A 19,230-nucleotide genomic window follows, 5' to 3' on the forward strand; every position below is an offset into this window, starting at 1 on the left:
ACGGGTGTAGTCCGCCTCGCCGCGTGGCCCGTCCGGTCAGGCGAACTTGAGTCTGGTCTGGTCGGTCCAGCCGGCACCGACCACTCGGGAGGTCCCCCAACCCGAGACGGTGACGTCCGGGTTGGGCCAGGCCAGCAGATCACCGTTGTCCTGAACTCGGACCAGGTCGTCCCGGTGGTCTCCGTCCAGGTCGGCGAAGAACACCCGCGACGGGTCGGAGAACCCGGAACCGATGACCCGGTCGGCGCTCCAAGTCCCGCCCAGAGCATTGACGTTGACCCAGGCTCGCAGGTCGCCGTTGCTGTCGACGTGCACGAGGTCGTCCCGGCCGTCGGCGTTGAGGTCGGCGAACCGGACCCGAGCGGGGTCGGCGAAGCCGGTGCCGATCTGGCGCTGGGCTCCCCAACTGTTGGTGATGCCCTCGATGTTGGGCCAGGCCTGAAGGGTGCCGTCCGCCTCGATCCTGATCAGGTCGTCCCGGCCGTCGCCGTCGAGGTCGGCGAACCGCAGGCGCGCCGGGTCGGGGAAGCCCTCGCCCACCTTGCGGCCGGTCCCGTAGCCGTCGTTGAGGCCGTCGGTGTTCGGGTATCCGCGGAGCACGCCGTCCGGCTTGAGGTAGATGAACTCCTTCTTGCCGTCCCCGTCGAGGTCGGCGAAGAAGGCCCTCGCCGGATCGGTCGAGGTGCCTGCGGAGTACCGCTCCGGGCCCCAGGAGCCGTGCAGGCCGTCGATGTTGGGGGCACCCCAGAGCTTGCCGTCGGACTTGATCCGGACGGTTTCGGCCCGGGAGTCACCCGTCATCGATGCGCCCTTGCCGGCGATGCCGAGCCCGGCGGTCACCCGGCCGTCCCACCGGAGGGTCCGGGTGAAGGCGGTGCCGTCGGTGGTGCGCATCGTCCAGAGGTTGGTCTGGGTCGCGGATGCGCGCTCGACCAGGACCGCCTCGTCGGGGCCGGTGTTGTCGACGTTGGCGGTGGACGGCTCCAACCTGTTCCAGTCCAGCGCCTCGGACGAGCGCTGCACCTCTGCTGCGAAGGCGTCACCGGCGACGTTCCCGGTGCTGGTCAGCGTCCGGAAGATGGTCTGGTTCGGCGCGGTGTTGTAGAAATCCCCGAGGTCGTCGCGTCCGTCACCGTTGAAGTCGCCGGCGACCGGCTTGACCTGGTTCCAGTCCGAGCAGCCGCTCTCCTTGACGCCGGAGAACCCCTGGGTGACGGAGCCCCGGGCGCCGGGCTGACGGAAGGTGTCGATGCTCCAGTCGCAGTTGCCGTCCCAGCGGTAGAGGACCGCGATCTCCTGCCGCCTGTCCGGCGCGTTGTCGAAGTCGCCGACGACGGCCTTGACCCGGTCCCAGCAGAACCCGTTGACGTTGCTGGCCCAGGCGGGCTGAGTGAAGGAGCCGCTGAACGCCGTGCCGGTGGAGTAGTACACCCAGAGCTTGGTCAGGCAGCTGCCGTAGTTGTAGTAGAGACCGAGGTCCGCTTTCCCGTCGCCGTCGAAGTCACCTGCGACCGGCTTGATGTTGCTGGTGAGCCAGCCGGGGTTGCTGCCGGAGTCCAGCGCAGGGGTGGTCGGCGGCTGGTAGGTGGTGCCGTCCGACCGGTAGATCCATCCGGTGATCCGGCCGCCGGTCTCCTGACGGATCATCGCGAGGTCGGTCCGTCCGTCGCCGTCGAAGTCACCGCGCACGGTCTGTACGTCGGAGGCCGCGTACCCGTTGTTGATCTCGACGCCGACCGGCGGGTAGCTGCCCGTCGCCGAGGCCTGCCAGGTGTAGACCGAGCTCTGGGTGGCGTTGTCGGAGAAGACCGCGGTGGTGTCGGCGAGCCCGTCGCCGTTGGCGTCTCCCCGTCGGCCGGGCGCGGTGTTCTGGTTGTAGGCGGCCATCACGTCGAAGGACGCGGTACCGAGGCTCTCCTGCCCGGCCCGGTTGACCGCCTTGACGAACAGCCAGGTCGGGTCACTGGTCCACTGGGTGACCGGGATCGTCGCGGTACCGTCCGGGCCGGCGGCCACGGTCATCGTGAACGCACCCTGGCGGGTGCCGTACCGGTACCTGACGATGCCGGTGTCACCCGGTGCCGGGCTGAGCGTGACGGCCCTGGCGGTGCCCATCGGCACGCCGAACTCACCGCAGGCGGGCGGATCGCAGCGCGAGCTGACCAGCGGGGTGCTCGCCGCCCCCAGGTCGATCTCGAACTCGCAGCCCGGAGCCGTCGTTCCGCTCCACGCCAGACCGTCCCAGGTGGACGCCCGGTAGGTGTAGACGACGCCTGCGGCGAGCGTGCCGGCCGGGACCGGGGCCCAGGTCTGGGCGCCGCCACTGGCCACCGACTGCGCCGGGTTCTGGCCGGCCGGAGGGTCGGAGTAGACCGTCGCGCCGTCGCTCTTGCGGACGACCTCCAGGCGGGCTCCGACGTTGTCGCCGTTGGGGTCGGAGAGCTTCGCCGTGAACTGCGGTGAGGTGGAGGTGAGATAGCTCCGGTCGGGCCCGGTGGCGCAGGGCTTGGACGGGACCATGGCCAGCGCGGCGGGAGCGCTCGGGGCGTGGTTGTACTCCACCACGAGCCGCGTCTCACCCGGTGTCAGCAGCTTGTAGACGCCGCTGGTCGCGGTGTTGATGCCGAAGGTGATTCCGTTGGACCAGTTGTTGCTCGCCGCTTCCTGCAGCTTGGCCCGGAAGGTCTCGTTGCTGGGGAAGTACAGCCCGTTGGCGTCCCCGCAGCCGAATGCGGAGGACATCCAGGCGCCCCAGCCCGAGTTCGACCAGGTGGCGTTCTGCGGGACCTGGGAGTTGATGTGCAGGTTCATCGCCGTCGAGGCGTCGCAGTTGGTCGCGGAGTTGACCACCACCTTGAGCTGCGCGCTGCGGACGGTCGAGCCGAAGATCGGGTCCACCCAGAAGCGGAAGATCCCCCGCCACTCGCGACTGCCGTCGGGCCCGACCTTGATGGCGTTGCCCTGGACGCCCCAGTAGTTGGTGGTGGTGTGCTGGCTCTCGAAGATGTTCCAGTCCCACATCGGGCGTTCGAGGTAGGTCGGGTCGATCACCAGCGGGAAGCGGGCGGCCGGGTCGGTGAGCATCGCCCGGTCCGGCACGACCTCCAGCTGACGGTCGGTCACCTTGACGGCGACCTTGGCCTGCTTGGCTTCACCGGCCGGTACGGGCGTGACCCGGTGATCCGCGGCCGGCGTGTCCCACATCGCCGGATCGGCGGAGGCGAAGACCGCCTTGCCGGTCGAGTCCTTGGCGGTGAGGGCACCTGAGCCGTTCACCTCGGTGGTCAGACCGGTGTTCGTCAGGCCGAACTTGACGCTCTGCAGGGCCGGATTCCTCGCCGCTGTCGGGTTCTTGACGACCAGGAGGTGGCTGAAGCCGGTCGAGGTCGCGTGCAGCACCAGGTCGGTGCCCGGGAGCACGTCGGCGTACGTCGCGGAGTCACCGTCCAGCGTGGGCTTCGGGAGGGCGGACGGCCAGCTGAGGCCGAACTCCTTGCCGTCCTTGGTCATCCGTACGAGCTGGGCGGCGCCACCGCCGGAGAACACCAGGTCGGTGACGGCCGCCTTCGGAGCGACCGTCCCGTCCGCGCGGACGGCGAGGGTGGTGTCGACCGGTATCCAGGTGTTGCCGTGCCTGACCCGGACGGCGGTCGGCGCGAACTCGGCGGTCAGGTGGCCGTCCGGATTCGCGAACACCTGCGCCGCCTCGGTCCGCCGGTCGAGCACCTCGACCCGCTTGCCGGAGTGCTTCGCTGCGGCGACGGCACCGGACTCACTCGCCGCCTCGGTCACCGCCGGCAGGCTGCCCGCCGACTCCCGCGCGGCAGCCGACCCGACACCCAGCGGCAGCATCGTCGCGGCAACGACGACTGCAACTCCCAGCCCGCCTTTTTGGATGGCCCGAGAATAGCCAAATCTTGTTCTTGCCAATCGCACGGTACTCTCCTAGTTCAATTGCCTTGAAGTGCCCATCAAGGGCAGATTTGGCTTATTCGGACCGGAATCCCTGGTGGATCCGACCAACTCGCGAGTGACTACCGTACGAATCTCGTAGCCGGTCCTGCCGTCCGGCATTTTGACCGAGGCCCATTTCTCCTCGGCGTAGTAAACGAACGTCGGATACTCCCAGTGCACCCGATTCGCGTCGTTGACATAGGAATCCGTGGTCTTTACGGTCTTCTTCACCTTCTCTCCCTGCTTGTACTTCACGCCAAGGTCGATCAAATTGGCCTTCCCGCCGACGCTCAGCTCCATTTCCGTGGACCACTCGACCTCGAAGATTCTCTCCTCACTACCCCCCGGTATCACCGTCACCGGCGAATACATGGTCACCGACTTGTCATCTTGCGGAACTCCGTCGTACAGGACGTGCCGCCCCTCCAACTGGTACTTCGCCTTGAGAAGCTTGAGGCCCTTACCCGAGTCCGAGCACACCTTGGAACAGGCGCCGACAATGAATTTCGGTACCTGGGGGTGCCGCCGCGCATCCGTGGGATCGTCCGGCACGGTCATGTAGTTCGGGCTGTAGTCCATCTGGTTCTGGCCGTGGTTCGAGTGGTCCTCGTTGACCGGGCGGCCGGTGTCCGGGTCGAGGGGGATCATTCCGGTGGGGTCGCTGAGGGTGGCCGGGCTGTTGTTGGCGTAGGCGTAGCCGTTCAGCTGTTGTGGGTCGTTGGAGTTGGTCACCGGGTCGTCGGAGATGAACCGGCCGAGGGCCGCGTCGTACTCGCGGGCGTCGAGGTGGATCAGACCCGTGGAGACGTCCTTGGTCTTGTTGAGGAAGCCGTGGTCGTCCGGCCAGCTGATCGGGGCGCCACGGTCCTCGCCGAAGGGGAGGGACCTGCGCCGGGTGACCGCGAGGGTGGCCGAGTCGAAGGCGAGCGTCGAGGTGCCGTGCTGGTCGCCCGACAGCCAGGACACCGTGCCCGCGCTGGTCCGCATCGCGAGGACCCGGGAGCCGAGCCCGTAGTAGCGAGTGCCCGTCACCGAGCCGCCGGACAGGCGGAGTTCGGTGCCGCCGACGTAGAGCGTGGTGCCGGTGGGGTCCTTGCGGAGCAGGCGGGTGCCCTCCGCGTCGTAGACGTAGTCGGTGGTGCTGGTGCCCGCGACGATCCGGGTGACCTTGCCCTCGGCGTCCCAGGTCAGCTGCTGTCCGGGGCGTGCTGTGGTGTTGCCGGTCCGGTCGTAGCTGTAGGCGTCGGTGCGTGCACCGCTCGGTCCGGTGGTGGCGACGGAACTGAGCAGATCGGGCTGCGGCTGGCCGACGGCCGGGTAGGTGTAGGTCTGGTCGGTGCGGCCGGAGCCGAGCCGCAGGGCCTGGGTGGCCCGGTTGCCGGCCTGGTCGTAGGTGTAGGAGGCCCAGTACTTGACGGGGTCGTTGGCGGGCGGGGTCACCGGGTTGGCGCACGTGGCCGTGGACGGCGTCCAGGCCTCGGTGAGGCGGCCGAGCTGGTCGCTCCGGAAGCACTGGTAGTCCGCCGGCACACCCGTGGTGGCGCCGGGCTGGCCGAAGATCGAGGTGACGTTGCCCGCCGGGTCGTACGTGTAGCGGGTGTCGCCCTGGGTCTTGCCGGCCACCTCGCGGTCGGTGACCGTCCGGGTGAGCCGGTGGGTGGCCTGGTCGTACTCGTTGCTCAGCCAGACCGACTTGCCGAGCGCGCCGAGGCTGACCTGGGCGATCTCGCCGAGCGGGGTGTAGGCGGCGTTGCGGACGTACGTGGTCTGAACGGCGCCGCTGCCGTCCTTGGCCTCCAGGCGGGTCGGGTTGCCGAAGACGTCGTAGCCGTGGTCCAGCTTCTCGGCCGGCAGACCACCGACGGCGGGCTGGCTGGAGGTGGCGATCTCGCCGCCGGCCAGGTAGGTCATCGACACCGGGTAGGTCCCGGCGAGGGCGCCCTCGGTGGCCGGGATCGTCACCGAGGTGCCGGTCGGCCGGTAGCCGGCGTCGTAGCCGGTGGTGCTCAGCACGTACTGGGCGGAGCCCACGTACCGGGTGGCGGAGCTGAGCCTGCCCAGTGCGAGCGTGTCGAACTGCCAACTCGCCCGTAGCGGGCCGGTCGTGGAGCCCTCGCGCAGCGAGACCTTGCGGCCGCCCGCGTCATAGCCGTAGTACAGCGACCGGTTCTCCGCGTCGGTGCTGGAGAGCCGTTGGCCGGCGTCGTCGTAGCTGAAGGTGGTGGCGCCGTGGTCGGGATCGGTCGACCTGACGGTCCGTCCGCGCAGGTCGTACTCGGTGCCGAACACCCGGCCCGCCGGGGTCGTCACCGAGGTGGCGCGGCCGAGGCGGTCGAATCCGTACCGGGTCACGTCGGAGCCGGTCGGTGTCAGCTGGTCGAGCTCGACGGTCTGGCCACGCGCATCTCGGACGGTGGTGGTCGCCGTGCCGCCTGCGGGAGGAGTGACGCTGACCCGGGGGCCGTCGTAGGCGGTGAGGGTCTCCCACTTCTTGATGTCGGAGCTGTACAGCGCCGAGGCGGTCACGCGGCCCGTGCCGTCGAAGGCGGTCCTGGTCTGACTGGGTACCACCGAGTCGGCGACGACGGCCAGTTCGGTACCGGGGGGCGAACTGTTGTAGTACGCGCCGTTGGACTTGACCGCCTGGCCGCGCGAGTCGTACACGGTGTCGGTGATCGTCCGGCCGCCGGCCGGGGTCGGTGACTGGGTCTGCCGCGGCCGGGCCAGACCGTCGACCAGGGAGTAGCCGGTTCGGTATGTGCTGTCGGGTGCGAGCGCGAGAGTGGTGACCACGCTGGCCTTGCCGTTGGTGTTCAGCGCGTAGCGGTACTCGCTGTTGGGCCCGTCCACGGCCTTCTGACGCCCCGGCAGCCAGACCTTGCGGGTGCGGCCGAGCGGATCGGACTCCGTGTCGGTGCGCTTGCCGTTCGCGTCGGTCTGCGCGACGGCCGCGCCCCGGGCGTCCTTCTCGGTGGTGACGGCGTGGCCGAGCGGGTTGGTGACCTTGACCCTGGCCGGGCCGCTCAGGTACTCGGTGGTCGTGGTGCGGTCCAGCGCGTCGCTGCTCGACGTGGTGCGGCCGAGCGCGTCGTAGGCCGTCCGCCCGGCCGAGGTGTACCCGGGGGTGCTGCCGTTCCAGCCCGACAGCACCTCGGACCGGGTCAGGTCGCCCACGGTCGGAGCGGTGCCGAAGGCGGAGGCGCCGTCGTAGTAGCTGCGGGTGTCGGCCAGCACATCGGCCGGCGCCGGGGTGTCGGTGCAGGCACCTGCGACGGTGACCACCCGGCTCGGCTTGTTGACCAGCCAGCCGTCGGTGTTGCGGACGTAGCCGGTGCGGGTGCACCGGTCGTCGTCCGTGGTGCTCAAGTCGCCCTGGTCGAGCGAGTCGAGCACCGTGCCGTACGTGCTGTCGTAGGTGGTCTCGGTGCCGCTGCGCAGCGCGACCGTGCCGTCGGCCTTCGCGGTCCGGGTACGCGTCCTGGCCACGCCGGTGAGGCGCGCGGTGTCGGTGCCCCAGGGGCGGACCCTGGTGGCGGTCGGGTCGGACACCCACTGGTCGTTGATGGTGCCGGTGACCTCCTTGCCGCCGACGCCGTTGTAGGTCACGCTCTCGCGGACCGTGCCCGCCAGCGGCGCCGCGTCCGGCACGGCGACGCCCTCGGTGTCGGTCACGCTCGCGGAGCGGGTGCCGGAGGGGAGCTTGTCGCCGTCCATGCCGCGGAAGTACGTGGTCTCGGTCGAGGACCGGGCGCCCTCGGCCTGGTTGCCGCCGATCACTCGGACCTTGCCGTAGCCGCGCCACTGGGACCAGGTCTTGCGCGAGGCCGGCACCAGGCCGTCCTCGCTGTCGTAGTGCCAGGCGGGCGTGCCCAGGTACTCGTAGGCGGTCTCGACGGGTGTGGACTGGTCACCGGTGAGGTTGGCGTTCTGCACGACCCTGGTCACCACGTACTTGTGGAAGTACTCCAGCTTCGGCTGGCCGTCCTTCTCGTACAGGGTGGGCAGGCAACGCCGGGTGTTGCTGTCGGGCGAGGCGGGCAGGTTGCCGGCCGAGCAGTCCTTGTCGGAGTAGGTGACGGTGAGCGTGCCGCCGAACTCGTTGCGGATCGCCTTGATCCGCCACCAGTTCATCAGTGGGCCGTCGGTCTCGTTGACCCGGTTGGGCATCTGCACACCGTCGAAGACCACCTCCGGCATCGCCAGGGTGCCGCCGAGATGGCCGGTGTGCGTGATGCCGTCCAGCCAGAGGCTCGCCGGGGTGCCGTCACCGTTGCTCGGGAACGACTGGCGCAGGGTCCAGGAGTCCACGTCGGCGTACGCGCTGCCGTTCCACGCCTGGGCGACCACCCGGGCCAGACGCTTGCGAGTCCAGAACGACGGGCCGGTCTGCTGGCACGAACCCGCTCCGCAGTCGAGCGTCACGGGGGTGTCCGGCAGGCTGCCGGTCGGGCCGGTGCGGTCGGCGGTCTCGAAGACCACCCGGGCGGCGGCGGTACCGGCGACGCCGTCGCGCCTGCCGTACTCGATCTGGGCGAGCTGTCCGCCGCGGACGTACTGGGTGCCGGCCGTGGTGTTGTTGTTGCGCGCGTAGTAGTTGGTCTCGGGCGTGTAGGTGTAGACCATCGCGTTGCCGTGGGTGTCGACGACGTAGTCCAGGTTCCACCGGTAGGCCTGGGTGCAGGTCGAGTCCGCGAACGCGGCCTTGTTGCAGGGCTCGCCGCCGTTGTTGCCGAACACCGGGACCGTGTACGTCGACTTGGTGTCCGGGCGGGATCCGAAGTGGTACCTCGTCCCGTCCCGGGAGGTGACCAGCCACGACTCGCCGTTGTCGTCCCCGTTGGCCGTGCCGGTGAGGCGCTGCACCCTCATGCCGTTGTCGTTCTTCAGCCGCCAGGTGGTGCCCGCCGGGTCCACCGGGACGAGTTCACCGGCCGCACCGTCCATGGAGAGTGTCGCGTTGTCGGTGCCCCAGCACAGGTCCTGCGTCTTCGTCTGGCCGTTGTTCCCGCCGAGGTCGTCCGAGCACGCCTTGTAGCGTCGCTCGATGCTGCCCGGCGCGAGTTCCCAACCTTGCCCCGCCCAGGAGGGCTGGTTGTTGGTGGCCGCGGTCCGCCCGTCCACGCCCTGGGAGGAGTAGGCCAGCGCGAGGGTGGGCGCCAGAGCGCCGTCCACCGGTGGCACGGGCATCGGGTAACTCCAGGAGAAGTCACCCGAGGAGCCGCCCGAACTCCAGGTCCCCGACGAGGAGAGCGGGGTGACGGCGAAGCTTCCTGACGGGGCGTCGCCCGCTGTGGTGGCCGCGGCCAGGCCCGAAGTCGTCAGCTTCGTCGGCTCCTTGACGACATGTTTGGACACGTCGGTGGGTACGACGGCCTTGGGCCGGGGCGTGGAGACCGGCACCGACCTGGGGGCCGCCACCCTGGACGGGGTCAGATCCTCGCCCGCCAGGGCGGGTGTCGCCTGCAGCACACTCGCAGGCAGAGCCAGCGCGAGCAGCGCCACTCCGAGCACCCTCGGCGATCTCCTCCCTCGTGGTCGAAGAAAGACTGAGAACTTCGTCAAAGCTCCTCCAGAAGATCATCTGTCCCGCACTGGCGCGCTGGGCGGGAACAGCCTGGACAGTGGCTGCGGCACCATGTCTAATCGGCCCAGAGTTGTCCGGCAGGTGAGTGGGCGCCGGACAAACAACCGTGGTCAATGGGGGGTTGGCGTGGGTCGTCCGGAGAAGCCGCTGGACCCGGACGGCGGTCGGACGGCGCTCCTGGCAGCCGGGCTGCGCGAGCTCCGGGAGCGGGCGGGGCGCCCCGGCTACCGGGCGATGGCCCAGCGCGTCCACTACTCCGCCAGCACGCTCGCCGAGGCCGCCAAGGGACAGCGGCTGCCGTCGCTGGAAGTCACGTTGGCCTACGCGAAGGCTTGCGGCGGCGACGATGCGGAGTGGCGGACTCGGTGGGAGGCGGCGGCCGACACCGGCGGCGCGGCGGCGCGCGAGAGTGCGGCGCAACCCTGCCCGTACCAGGGCCTGGCCGCCTTCCAGCCCGAGGACGCCGGATGGTTCTTCGGCCGGGCGGAGATGGCCGGCCGGCTGCGCGCGAGGGTCGAACGGCTGCCCCTGGTGGGGCTGTTCGGGGCCTCCGGCAGCGGGAAGTCCTCGCTGCTGCGGGCCGGGCTGGTCGGTGCGCTGGAGGCGGACCGGGCCGCCGCGAGCCGGTGGCGCACGATCCTGATGACCCCGACGGCGCACCCGCTGGAGGAGTTGTCCGACCAGCTGGCGAAGTTGTCCGCCGGCGATGCCGCCCGCCTGTCCGAGGAGTTGACGGCCGATCCGGCCGCCCTGGACATCGCCGTGCGGGGTGTGTTGGCCGCGGGGCCCGCCGAGAGGCGGCTGCTGCTGGTGGTCGACCAGTTCGAGGAGGTCTTCACGCTCTGTGCCGACGAGGCGGAGGCGTTCCGGTTCGTCGACGCCCTGCTGGACGCGGCACACGGCCCGGGGCGGCGGACCACGGTCGTGCTCGGGGTGCGGGCCGACTTCCTGGGCCGGATCACCCGGCACCCCGGGCTGACCGAGGCGCTGCGGGACGAGGCCCAACTCCTGTTGGGGCCACCTTCGCAGAGTGACCTGCGGGAGATCGTGGTGCAGCCGGCCGCGCGGGCAGGCATGCGGCTGGATCCGGAACTCGCAGCGGTGGTCCTGGCGGACGCGGCGGAGCAGCCGGGCTCGCTGCCGCTGGTGTCGCACGCGCTGCTGGAGACCTGGCGCCAGCGCACCGGCGAGGAGCTCACGGCGGCCACCTACCGGGCCTGTGGCGGTGTGCGCGGAGCCCTGGCGCAGACGGCGGAAGGCGCGTACCAGCGGCTCGGTCGGCAGCAGGACCTCGCCCGGCGGATCTTCCTCCGCCTGGCCGTGCTCGGCGACGGCACCGAGGACACCCGCCGGCCGATCACCCGGTCCGAACTGAACGGCCTGGCCCCCGACCAGGCGCTCGCCGAGGTGCTGGACCTACTCGCCGGCGCCCGGCTGATCGTGCTGGACGGGGACTCCGTCCAGCTCGCGCACGAGGCGCTGATCCGGGCCTGGCCCCGGCTGCACCGCTGGCTCACCGACGACCGGGCGAGCCTGCTGGTGCACCGCAGGTTGACCGACGCCGCCCAGCACTGGCAGACGCTCAACCGGGATCCCGGTGCGCTCTACCGGGGCACTCAGCTGCAGACCGCGCGGGCCTGGGCGGCGGAGCACCCGGGCGAGGCCAACCACGGGGAGGCCGACTTCCTGCAGGCGGGTTCCGAACTCGAGGCGGCCGAGCAGGGGGCGGTGCGCCGTAGGACCCGCCTGTTGCAGCGGCTGGTCGCCTGTACCGCGGTACTGCTGGTGTTGGCGCTGCTCGGCGGCGGCGTGGCGCTCAACGCGCGCCAGGACGCCCAGCGGCGTCAGACGGCCGCGCTGGCCGGGGAGTTGGCCCTGAAGTCCCGCTCACTGCTCTCGAGCGACCCGGCACTCGCGGGGCTGCTGGCGGTGACGGCCGCCCGGATGCACCCGGACGCCGAGACCCGGGGCTCCGTATTGAGCGCCGCTGCGGCGCCGCGCCCCATCGAATTCGGCACCCCCGGCGTGCCCGTGTACAGCGTCGACTTCAACCCGGACCACACGCTGCTCGCCTCGGCCGGGGTCGCCGGATCGGTGAGCCTCTGGGACCCGGCGACCGGTGCCCTGGTGGCCGAACTCGCGGGCGGCCAGGGCGTGGTGCAGCAGGTGCGGTTCAGCGGGGACGGGCGGCTGGTGGCCTCGGCCGGGGCCGACGGTACGTCAGGCTCGGTGGTCGTCTGGGATGTGGCACAGCGCCGCCAGGTCACCCGGCTGGCGGAGGAGGGCGTGGGCCGGGGCATGGCGTTCAGCGCGGACGGGCACCTGGTCGCGGTCAGCGCGGCGGGCGGCTCGATCGCGCTGCACGACCTCTCCTCCGGCGCGCGGACGGTCCTGGCAGCCGGACAGGCCCAGGTCACCACGCTGGCCTTCAGCCCGGACGGGGGCCTGCTGGTCTCCGCCTCGGGCGGCGACGGACCGCTGGTGTGGGAGGTGGCTACGGGCCGACGGATCACCCAACTCGCCGCCGCTCGTTCGGATTCGGTGGCCTTCGGGGCGACCGGACGAATCCTGGCGGCCTCGGCCGACGACCACGGCCTGAGCCTGTGGGACCTGAGCGGACCGACCCCGGCGGCGATCACGCCACCTGCGCTCACGTCCTCGTACGCCTGGACGCCCTCCGCCCCGGCCGGGGACCGGATAGCGGTGGCGGACGAGACCGGCACGGTGCACCTCTGGGACTTCCGGCGCGGTGTGGCACTCGGCTCGTACCGGGACCGGGGGCGCAGCGAGACGGTGTCGGTGGCGCTCAGCCGGGACGCCGGCATGCTCGCCTCGGCCGGCTACAACGGCACCATCGTGGTGCACGACCTGGCGGCCGAGCCGTTCGGCGGTTTCAGCGCCGAGGTGACCGACGTCCGGACCAGCCCGGACGGTGCCACGGTCGCCACCGCCGGGAGCGACGGCGCCGTACGGCTCTGGAGCCGGGACGGCAGGCCGACGGGTGTGCTGGACGGTCACGGGGACGAGGTGGCGGCGGTCGCCTTCAGCCCGGACGGACGGCTGCTGGCCGCCGTGACCCGCAACCGTCGGGTCACCCTCTGGGACGTCGCCCGGCGCTTTCGGGTCGGCGAGCCACTGGGGCCGTTCGGCTTCGGCTCCGCCACCGGCATCGCCTTCGCACCCGACGGGAAACTGCTGGTGGTGGCTGCGCTGGGACTGTTCGCCTGGGATGTCGGTACACCCGCCGCCCCGGTGGACGTCACCGCACGGTTCGCCTCCCGGCTGGCCGGCTCGGTGGCCTTCACCCCCGCCGGCGAGCGGCTGGTGGGCGTCGGGCCGTCGGGGAAGCTGACCACCTGGGACACGACCTCGGGGGCGGTCCTGACCCGCGACGACACCGGTCAGGGAGCAGTACAGGCGCTCGCGCTCAGCCCGGACGGCAACGTGCTGGCCACCTCCGGCGACGGTCGCACGGTGGCGCTTCGCGACGGCCGCACCGGTCGGCAGACCGCTCTGCTGGAGGGCCACGGTTCGGCCGTCCAGACCCTGGCCTTCAGCCGGGACGGACGACTGCTCGCCTCGGCGGGCGACGACGGCACCGTGATGGTGTGGGACGTCGCGGCGCGGAGCAGGCTGGCCACCCTCACCGGCCACACCGCACGCATCCGTGCGCTGGCCTTCACCGACGACGGCGCACTGCTCTCCGGTGCCGAGGACGGCCGGGTGATCCGCTGGCCGCTCGACCCCGACCGCGCGGCGGCCGGTATCTGCCGGGCGGCAGGGACGGGCCTGAGTCGTGAACAGTGGGGCGACTACCTGCCGTCGCTGGGATACCGGGGCGGTTGCCTCTGAGCTTTCCGAAAGAACCGCCCTACGCCACCCCGCGTCGACCCGCCGCCGGTACCCCGCCACGCGCATGCCGGCCGGCCGCACGCGGGCTGCGCCCGGCCACTGCGGCCACCACGCCGGCCACCAGCAGCAGCCCCGCCGGGACCGCGAGCGCCAGGCACTGCCGGATACCCCACCGRTCGGCAGCGACGTCCACCGGCAGGTGGATCAGGTCCAGCAGGTGGAACGCGTCGTAGGTGGCCAGCACGTAGGCCAGCGCCGCGTACCCGAAGGCGAACAGCAGCAGCCAGCTGCTGCGTTCGGCGGCCGCCAGCAGCACCAGGGCGGCGGCCGAGACCAGCAGTGGGGTGGCGCCGTTGAAGATCAGCAGCTGGGCCGAGCCCAGCACCGCCGAGGGCGAGCGGAAACCGTGCCAGTGAGTCACCGTCAGCGCGGCTGTCGCACCGCCGAGCAGCACCATCACGGCCAGCGCGGGCAGGGCCCGCCGCAACCGCCCGGCCCGCCCGTACCGACGGGCCGTCAGCCAGACCGTCAGCGGCAGCGCGACGGCCCAGTAGACGGCCAGCCAGCCGGGGTGGCTGAGCACCTCGGGCCTGAGGATGCCGCCGGGCGCGTGGACGGGCACCGCGCAGATGGCGTCGGCCGCCCCGCCGCAGCGGGTGCCCGGCAACCGGTACAGCGGCAGCGGAAGTGCGAGCAGCACGCCGAACAGCACGAGCACGAACCAGTACCGCCGTGCGGCCACTTGCCCTCCTCTTGTCCGCCTCGGAGACAGTTGCCAGGCATCTTCCAGGGGTGACGGCCCGCGCACAAGGGGGATCGCCACCGGAATCGGGGACACACCTCGTAGGCGGGGCCGGACGGGTGCTCGTTGCGTAACCTTGCCGACGGGAGGGAGCCGTGGGTTCCCCGGCCGGTCCGACGAAGGGGTTTCCATCCATGTCCCAGCAGGTCAAGGGCGTCATCGCCCGCGCGAAGGGCGAGCCCGTCCGGGTGGAGACCATCGTGGTGCCCGACCCGGGGCCGGGCGAGGCGGTGGTGCAGGTACAGGCCTGCGGGGTCTGCCACACCGATCTGCACTACCGCGAGGGCGGGATCAACGACGAGTTCCCGTTCCTGCTCGGCCACGAGGCGGCCGGGGTGGTCGAGTCGGTCGGCGAGGGCGTCACCGAGGTGGCCCCCGGTGACTTCGTGATCCTCAACTGGCGTGCGGTGTGCGGCCAGTGCCGGGCCTGCCGGCGCGGACGGCCCTGGTACTGCTTCGACACCCACAACGCGAAGCAGCGGATGACGCTGCTGGACGGCACCGAGCTCTCGCCCGCGCTGGGCATCGGCGCGTTCGCCGAGAAGACCCTGGTGGCGGCCGGCCAGTGCACCAAGGTCGACCCGCTGGCCTCCCCCGCCGCCGCCGGACTGCTCGGCTGCGGCGTGATGGCCGGTCTGGGCGCGGCGATCAACACGGGCGCGGTCGGCCGTGGCGACAGCGTGGCGGTGATCGGCTGCGGCGGTGTCGGCGGCGCGGCGATCGCGGGCTCCCGGCTGGCCGGTGCGGCCCGGATCATCGCGGTGGACATCGACGACCGCAAGCTCGACCTGGCCCGGGGCCTCGGCGCCACCCACACCGTCAACTCCCGCCAGGCGGACGCCGTCGAGGCGATCCGCGAACTGACCGGCGGCTTCGGCGCGGACGTGGTGATCGACGCGGTCGGCCGCCCGGAGACGTACCAGCAGGCCTTCTACGCCCGCGACCTGGCGGGCACCGTCGTCCTGGTCGGCGTGCCGACCCCGGAGATGAAGCTCGAACTGCCGCTGCTGGACGTCTTCGGCCGGGGCGGTGCGCTCAAGTCGAGCTGGTACGGGGACTGCCTGCCCAGCCGCGACTTCCCGCTGCTGATCGACCTCTACCAGCAGGGCAGGCTGGACCTGGACGCCTTCGTCACCGAGACCATCGCGCTGGACGGCGTCGAGCAGGCCTTCACCCGGATGCACGGCGGCGACGTCCTGCGCTCGGTGGTGGTGTTCTGATGACCACTCAGCCGTCGGCTCGCATCGAACACCTGGTCACCTCCGGCACGTTCTCGCTGGACGGTGGCACCTGGGAGGTCGACAACAACGTCTGGCTGGTCGGCGACGACCACGAAGTACTCGTGATCGACCCGGCCCACGACGCCGAAGCCGTGGCCTCGTTGGTCGGCGACCGCCGGGTGGTGGCGATCGTCTGCACCCACGCCCACGACGACCACATCAACGCCGCCCCCGAACTGGCCGCGAAGACCGGCGCCCCGATCCTGCTGAACGAGACCGACCGGCCGCTCTGGGACCGTACCCACCCCGACCGCGCCCCGGACGGCCCCCTCCCCGACGGCCACCGACTGACCGTGGCGGGCACCGAACTGACGGTGCTGCACACCCCGGGCCACGCCCCCGGCGCGGTCTGCCTGTACGCCCCCGCCCTGGGCACGGTCTTCACCGGCGACACCCTGTTCGCCGGCGGCCCGGGCGCCACCGGCCGCTCGTTCTCCGACTTCCCCACCATCATCGGCTCGATCACCGACCGTCTGCTCACCCTCCCCCCGGACACCACGGTCCGCACCGGCCACGGCGACTCCACCACCATCGCCGCCGAGGCCCCGCACCTGGCGGAGTGGGTGGCCCGCGGCCACTGACGGCCGCTCAGGCGGTGCAGCCCGGCCGGGCTGGGCCGCACCGCCTGCACTAGCATCCCGGCATGCCGATATCCGAGGGCGCGGCCTCACCCGGTTGGCGCGTCACCGTCCTGACGCAGAAGCGCCGCACCGGCCGGCCGCCGTACTGCACACCTCCCGCCGAAGCCCAGCCGCTGGCCCGGCGGGACGACCTGCGCATCCACGGCCGGGTCGGCGAGATCAGCTGTGTCGACACCACCGGCCGGACCCACTGGACTCTCCCCTGCGCCGGCCGCCCGAACGCCGCCCACATCTCCGGCGGCCGGGTCCTGGTCACCACCGACTCCCTCGACTACACGCGCTGGGGCTTCCTCGGCCCGGCCCTGCTGATCGACCTGGCGGACGGGACCCTGGTCGCCGAACTCCGGGGCGAACGCGGTGCCGTGCTGCGCGGCGGCCGCTTCTTCCTCGGGCTTCGGGGGTACGACTTCTTCGACACCTGGGAGTACGACCGCGATGCCAACCAGGTGGACGCCTGGCGCAGTTGCGGCCACTACGTGGTCGGCAGCGGCGTCCGGGTGGTGGAGTCCGCGCGCGGCCTGCCCGAGGGCAGCCGGGTGGTCCGGCTGCGGCCCGGCGGCGTGATCGAACGCGGGCCGCGCATCACCGACCTGACCGCCTCCGAACCGCTGGTCCTGTCGGACGGCACCATTCTCGTCCTGGACGCCGGAGTACTGCGCGCCGTCGGGCGCGACCTGGAGGAGTCCGTGCTGGCCGAGTTGCTGCCCATCGCGCCGGGCCAGGTCCACCGCTTCCTGGGCTCCCTGGAGCGCACCGCCGACGGCCTCACCGTGACCCTCGCCGAACGCCACCCCGACAAGCACACCAGCTACACCGTCCACACCTGGACGCTGGCCCTGCACCCCGGGCTTCGGCGAAGTCGGCTGACGTCCGAGTCGTGACGGTCTGTCAGAGGGTGGGGCCTGGAGGCGAGAAATGATGCCACCCGGGTGGGATGCCGGCGCCTTTCCTGCTGGGGCGGGTGGCGGGTGAGTGGTTGCCGTGGGGGGCGCCGGCATCCCTGTCAGGTGACCACGGAGTTTGAGGTGTCAGGGGGAGCAGGGCTCTGGCCTGGAGGCACCGTCTCTGCTGGTCAAGGATGGTTCCTCCTGCAGGGTGGGCGCAGAGGTAAGACCGACGTCTGCTTCGTGACGGTCAGTCAGATGGTCGAGCAGCGCCGCGAGATGGACCGCCGCCACCGCCTCGGCCGGGGCCTTGGGTGCGCCGACGAGCAGGAGAACGGCGTCGGCCCCGGGCACAGTGTGCCCGGGGCCGTGCACCCGGCGGAGCAGGCGTGCGGAAGGTGCCCGAAGGGGTGCGTCGTTGCCACTCAGCCCGCTCTTCTGGCGCAGATGCGGCGGGGTCAGGTGAGCTCAGAAACGGTTAGAACCAGGTGGTGCAGGCGATGTTGTACCCCCACTGCGGATTACCGTAGGGGTTGCCCGCCCACTCTGCGGCCGAGCAGGCGCGGTACCAGACACCGCCGTCGTCGTAACGCTCCGGCAGGCTGCCCGTTCCCGGGTTGACGTAACGGCGGTCGACGAAGGAGTTCCAGGTGCGCCCGCCGTCGTACGACTGATCGTAGTAGACAGCGAGGTTGTAGTCCGTCGAGGAGTAACTACCGGTGACGTAGTGGTGACCGTTCCTGAGGTAGCGGTGCAGGAAGACACCGTCCCAGGTACCGGCCGGCTCGAACCACCCCTCGCTCCGGGCGTCGTCGGCCTGGATTGCTACAGCACTCGCCGTGCCGGCGGGCACAGCAGGCGCAGCCACCGCCGTACCGGCCAACGGCGCAGCCAGCAGGGCCACGGCACTGACCAGCAAGGTCATGCGATGAAGCTTCCTCACAGCGACTCCCCCATCTTCGGCTCCCGCCCCGTTGGCAGAGCCGAGGCCAACCGTTGCAGTGTGTCGGCCTGTCGAGAAGCGGTCCCCTGCGGACGGGCTGATTCCCCCACCCCCGATGGCCCGCACTGCCGCCTTGACGGCCACCCCGAGCACGATGTTGAACCGTGACAGGTGGGCGCTCTTGTCGATGCTGATCACGCACCACAGACAGCAACACTCACCGACACCCGGCGCTACGGCAGGCTCAGCGACCTGTCGGGGCGGGTGTCGGCCGGGGCTACTCCCGCCCGTAGGCCGCCCACCGGCCGAGCGTGAAGCCGTCGCCCGCCTTCCTGACCTCCACCGCGCCCGCCCCGCCGAAGTGTGCAGGGATCACCAACTCGCGTTCGGCTGCCGCCCGTTCGAGAATCCGGCGGCGGCTGGTCGCCGCCTGGGCCGGGTCCAGGCAGAGGCAGCTGCTGCAGCCCGGCCGGAGGATCTGCACCGGGCTGTGCAGCAGGTCCCCGACGAAGACCGCCCGGTCGCCGCCGGAGGCCAGCCGTAGGACGGCCGAGCCGGGGGTGTGGCCGGGCGCGGACTCCAGGGTGAGGTGCTCGTCGATCCGGTGGGTGCCGTCCCACAGTGCGACCTGCCCGGCCTGGTGGACGGGGGCGATGCTGTCCTGGTAGATCAGCCGGTCGACCTCCCGGGCGCCCTTGGCGTACCCGTTGTCGGGGCCGAAGTACTTGTCGTCGGCGGCCGGCAGCAGGTACTGGGCGTTCGGGAAGGTTGTCGCCCAACCCCCTTCCACCGCAGTGGTGTTCCAGCCCACGTGGTCGACGTGCAGGTGAGTGTTGACCACCACGTCGACCTCCTCCGGGGTGATCCCGGCCCGGGCCAGCAGGCCGGGGAAGTCCCCCTGCCAGTGGTGGAACATCGGTGAACCGGGCCGCTCGCGCCCGTTGCCCACCCCGGTGTCGACCACCACCGTCCGGCCTCCGCTGCGCAGCACCCAGGTCTGCAACGCGGCTGCGGCCCGGTCACTTTCCGGCTCCCAGTGGTCCGGGGCCAGCCAGTCCTCGTTCTCACGCCACACCTCGGCCTCGGCCCCCGGGACGAGGTCCCGGGCCGGGAGGAACGTTCCCCGCCACTCCACCAGCCGGATGACCTCGACGTCTCCCAGCATCATCCGCTGCACGCTCTCGTTCTCCATGACCACGACCTTAGGGAGCAGGCAGTGAGCAGCTCAATACCTGCTGTGCTCAAGCGAATACGCGTCCGTCTCACCCCCGAGGGCCCACGTATGCTGGC

Annotated in this window: 9 protein-coding genes; 4 read left to right on the forward strand and 5 right to left on the reverse strand. The window is 71.3% G+C overall.

What is annotated here, in order from left to right; genetic code table 11:
* Positions 1-36: 36 nt before the first annotated feature.
* Positions 37-3,792: an FG-GAP repeat domain-containing protein gene (locus ACXJMZ_RS09395; protein WP_457029526.1), complete on the reverse strand. Its 3,756-nt coding sequence runs from the start codon at positions 3,790-3,792 to the stop codon at positions 37-39.
* 153 nt (positions 3,793-3,945) lie between these two features.
* Positions 3,946-9,465: an RHS repeat-associated core domain-containing protein gene (locus tag ACXJMZ_RS09400; RefSeq protein WP_457029527.1), complete on the reverse strand. Its 5,520-nt coding sequence runs from the start codon at positions 9,463-9,465 to the stop codon at positions 3,946-3,948.
* A 199-nt stretch (positions 9,466-9,664) separates the two neighbouring features.
* On the opposite strand from ACXJMZ_RS09400, the gene ACXJMZ_RS09405 reads away from it, so the two are divergent.
* Positions 9,665-13,390: an nSTAND1 domain-containing NTPase gene (locus ACXJMZ_RS09405; RefSeq protein WP_457029528.1), complete on the forward strand. Its 3,726-nt coding sequence runs from the start codon at positions 9,665-9,667 to the stop codon at positions 13,388-13,390.
* A 19-nt stretch (positions 13,391-13,409) separates the two neighbouring features.
* On the opposite strand, the gene ACXJMZ_RS09410 is transcribed toward ACXJMZ_RS09405, so the two are convergent.
* Positions 13,410-14,132: a hypothetical protein gene (locus tag ACXJMZ_RS09410; RefSeq protein ID WP_457029529.1), complete on the reverse strand. Its 723-nt coding sequence runs from the start codon at positions 14,130-14,132 to the stop codon at positions 13,410-13,412.
* A 194-nt stretch (positions 14,133-14,326) separates the two neighbouring features.
* On the opposite strand from ACXJMZ_RS09410, the gene ACXJMZ_RS09415 reads away from it, so the two are divergent.
* The 3 genes from ACXJMZ_RS09415 to ACXJMZ_RS09425 all read left to right on the forward strand — a co-directional run bounded on the left by ACXJMZ_RS09415 (position 14,327) and on the right by ACXJMZ_RS09425 (position 16,994).
* Positions 14,327-15,412, forward strand: a complete 1,086-nt coding sequence (locus ACXJMZ_RS09415) for an S-(hydroxymethyl)mycothiol dehydrogenase (protein ID WP_457029530.1) — start codon at positions 14,327-14,329, stop codon at positions 15,410-15,412.
* Entirely contained in the window at positions 15,412-16,053 is a 642-nt protein-coding gene (locus ACXJMZ_RS09420) for an MBL fold metallo-hydrolase (protein WP_457029531.1), read from the forward strand. The genes ACXJMZ_RS09415 and ACXJMZ_RS09420 overlap by 1 nt, the downstream gene beginning before the upstream one ends.
* A gap of 62 nt (positions 16,054-16,115) precedes the next feature.
* Entirely contained in the window at positions 16,116-16,994 is an 879-nt protein-coding gene (locus ACXJMZ_RS09425; RefSeq protein WP_457029532.1) for a hypothetical protein, read from the forward strand.
* A 481-nt stretch (positions 16,995-17,475) separates the two neighbouring features.
* Here the strand turns inward: ACXJMZ_RS09425 and ACXJMZ_RS09430 are convergent, their stop codons facing one another.
* Together ACXJMZ_RS09430 and ACXJMZ_RS09435 are read right to left on the reverse strand one after the other, a co-directional pair.
* The gene (locus ACXJMZ_RS09430; RefSeq protein ID WP_457029533.1) at positions 17,476-17,922 is read right to left on the reverse strand and encodes a hypothetical protein; all 447 of its coding nucleotides are present in this window, start codon (positions 17,920-17,922) and stop codon (positions 17,476-17,478) included.
* Between the two features lie 295 nt (positions 17,923-18,217).
* Positions 18,218-19,132 (reverse strand): MBL fold metallo-hydrolase, encoded by a 915-nt coding sequence (locus tag ACXJMZ_RS09435; protein ID WP_457029534.1) that lies wholly within the window; start codon positions 19,130-19,132, stop codon positions 18,218-18,220.
* Positions 19,133-19,230: the final 98 nt, after the last annotated feature.

The organism is Kitasatospora sp. P5_F3 (assembly GCF_054049135.1).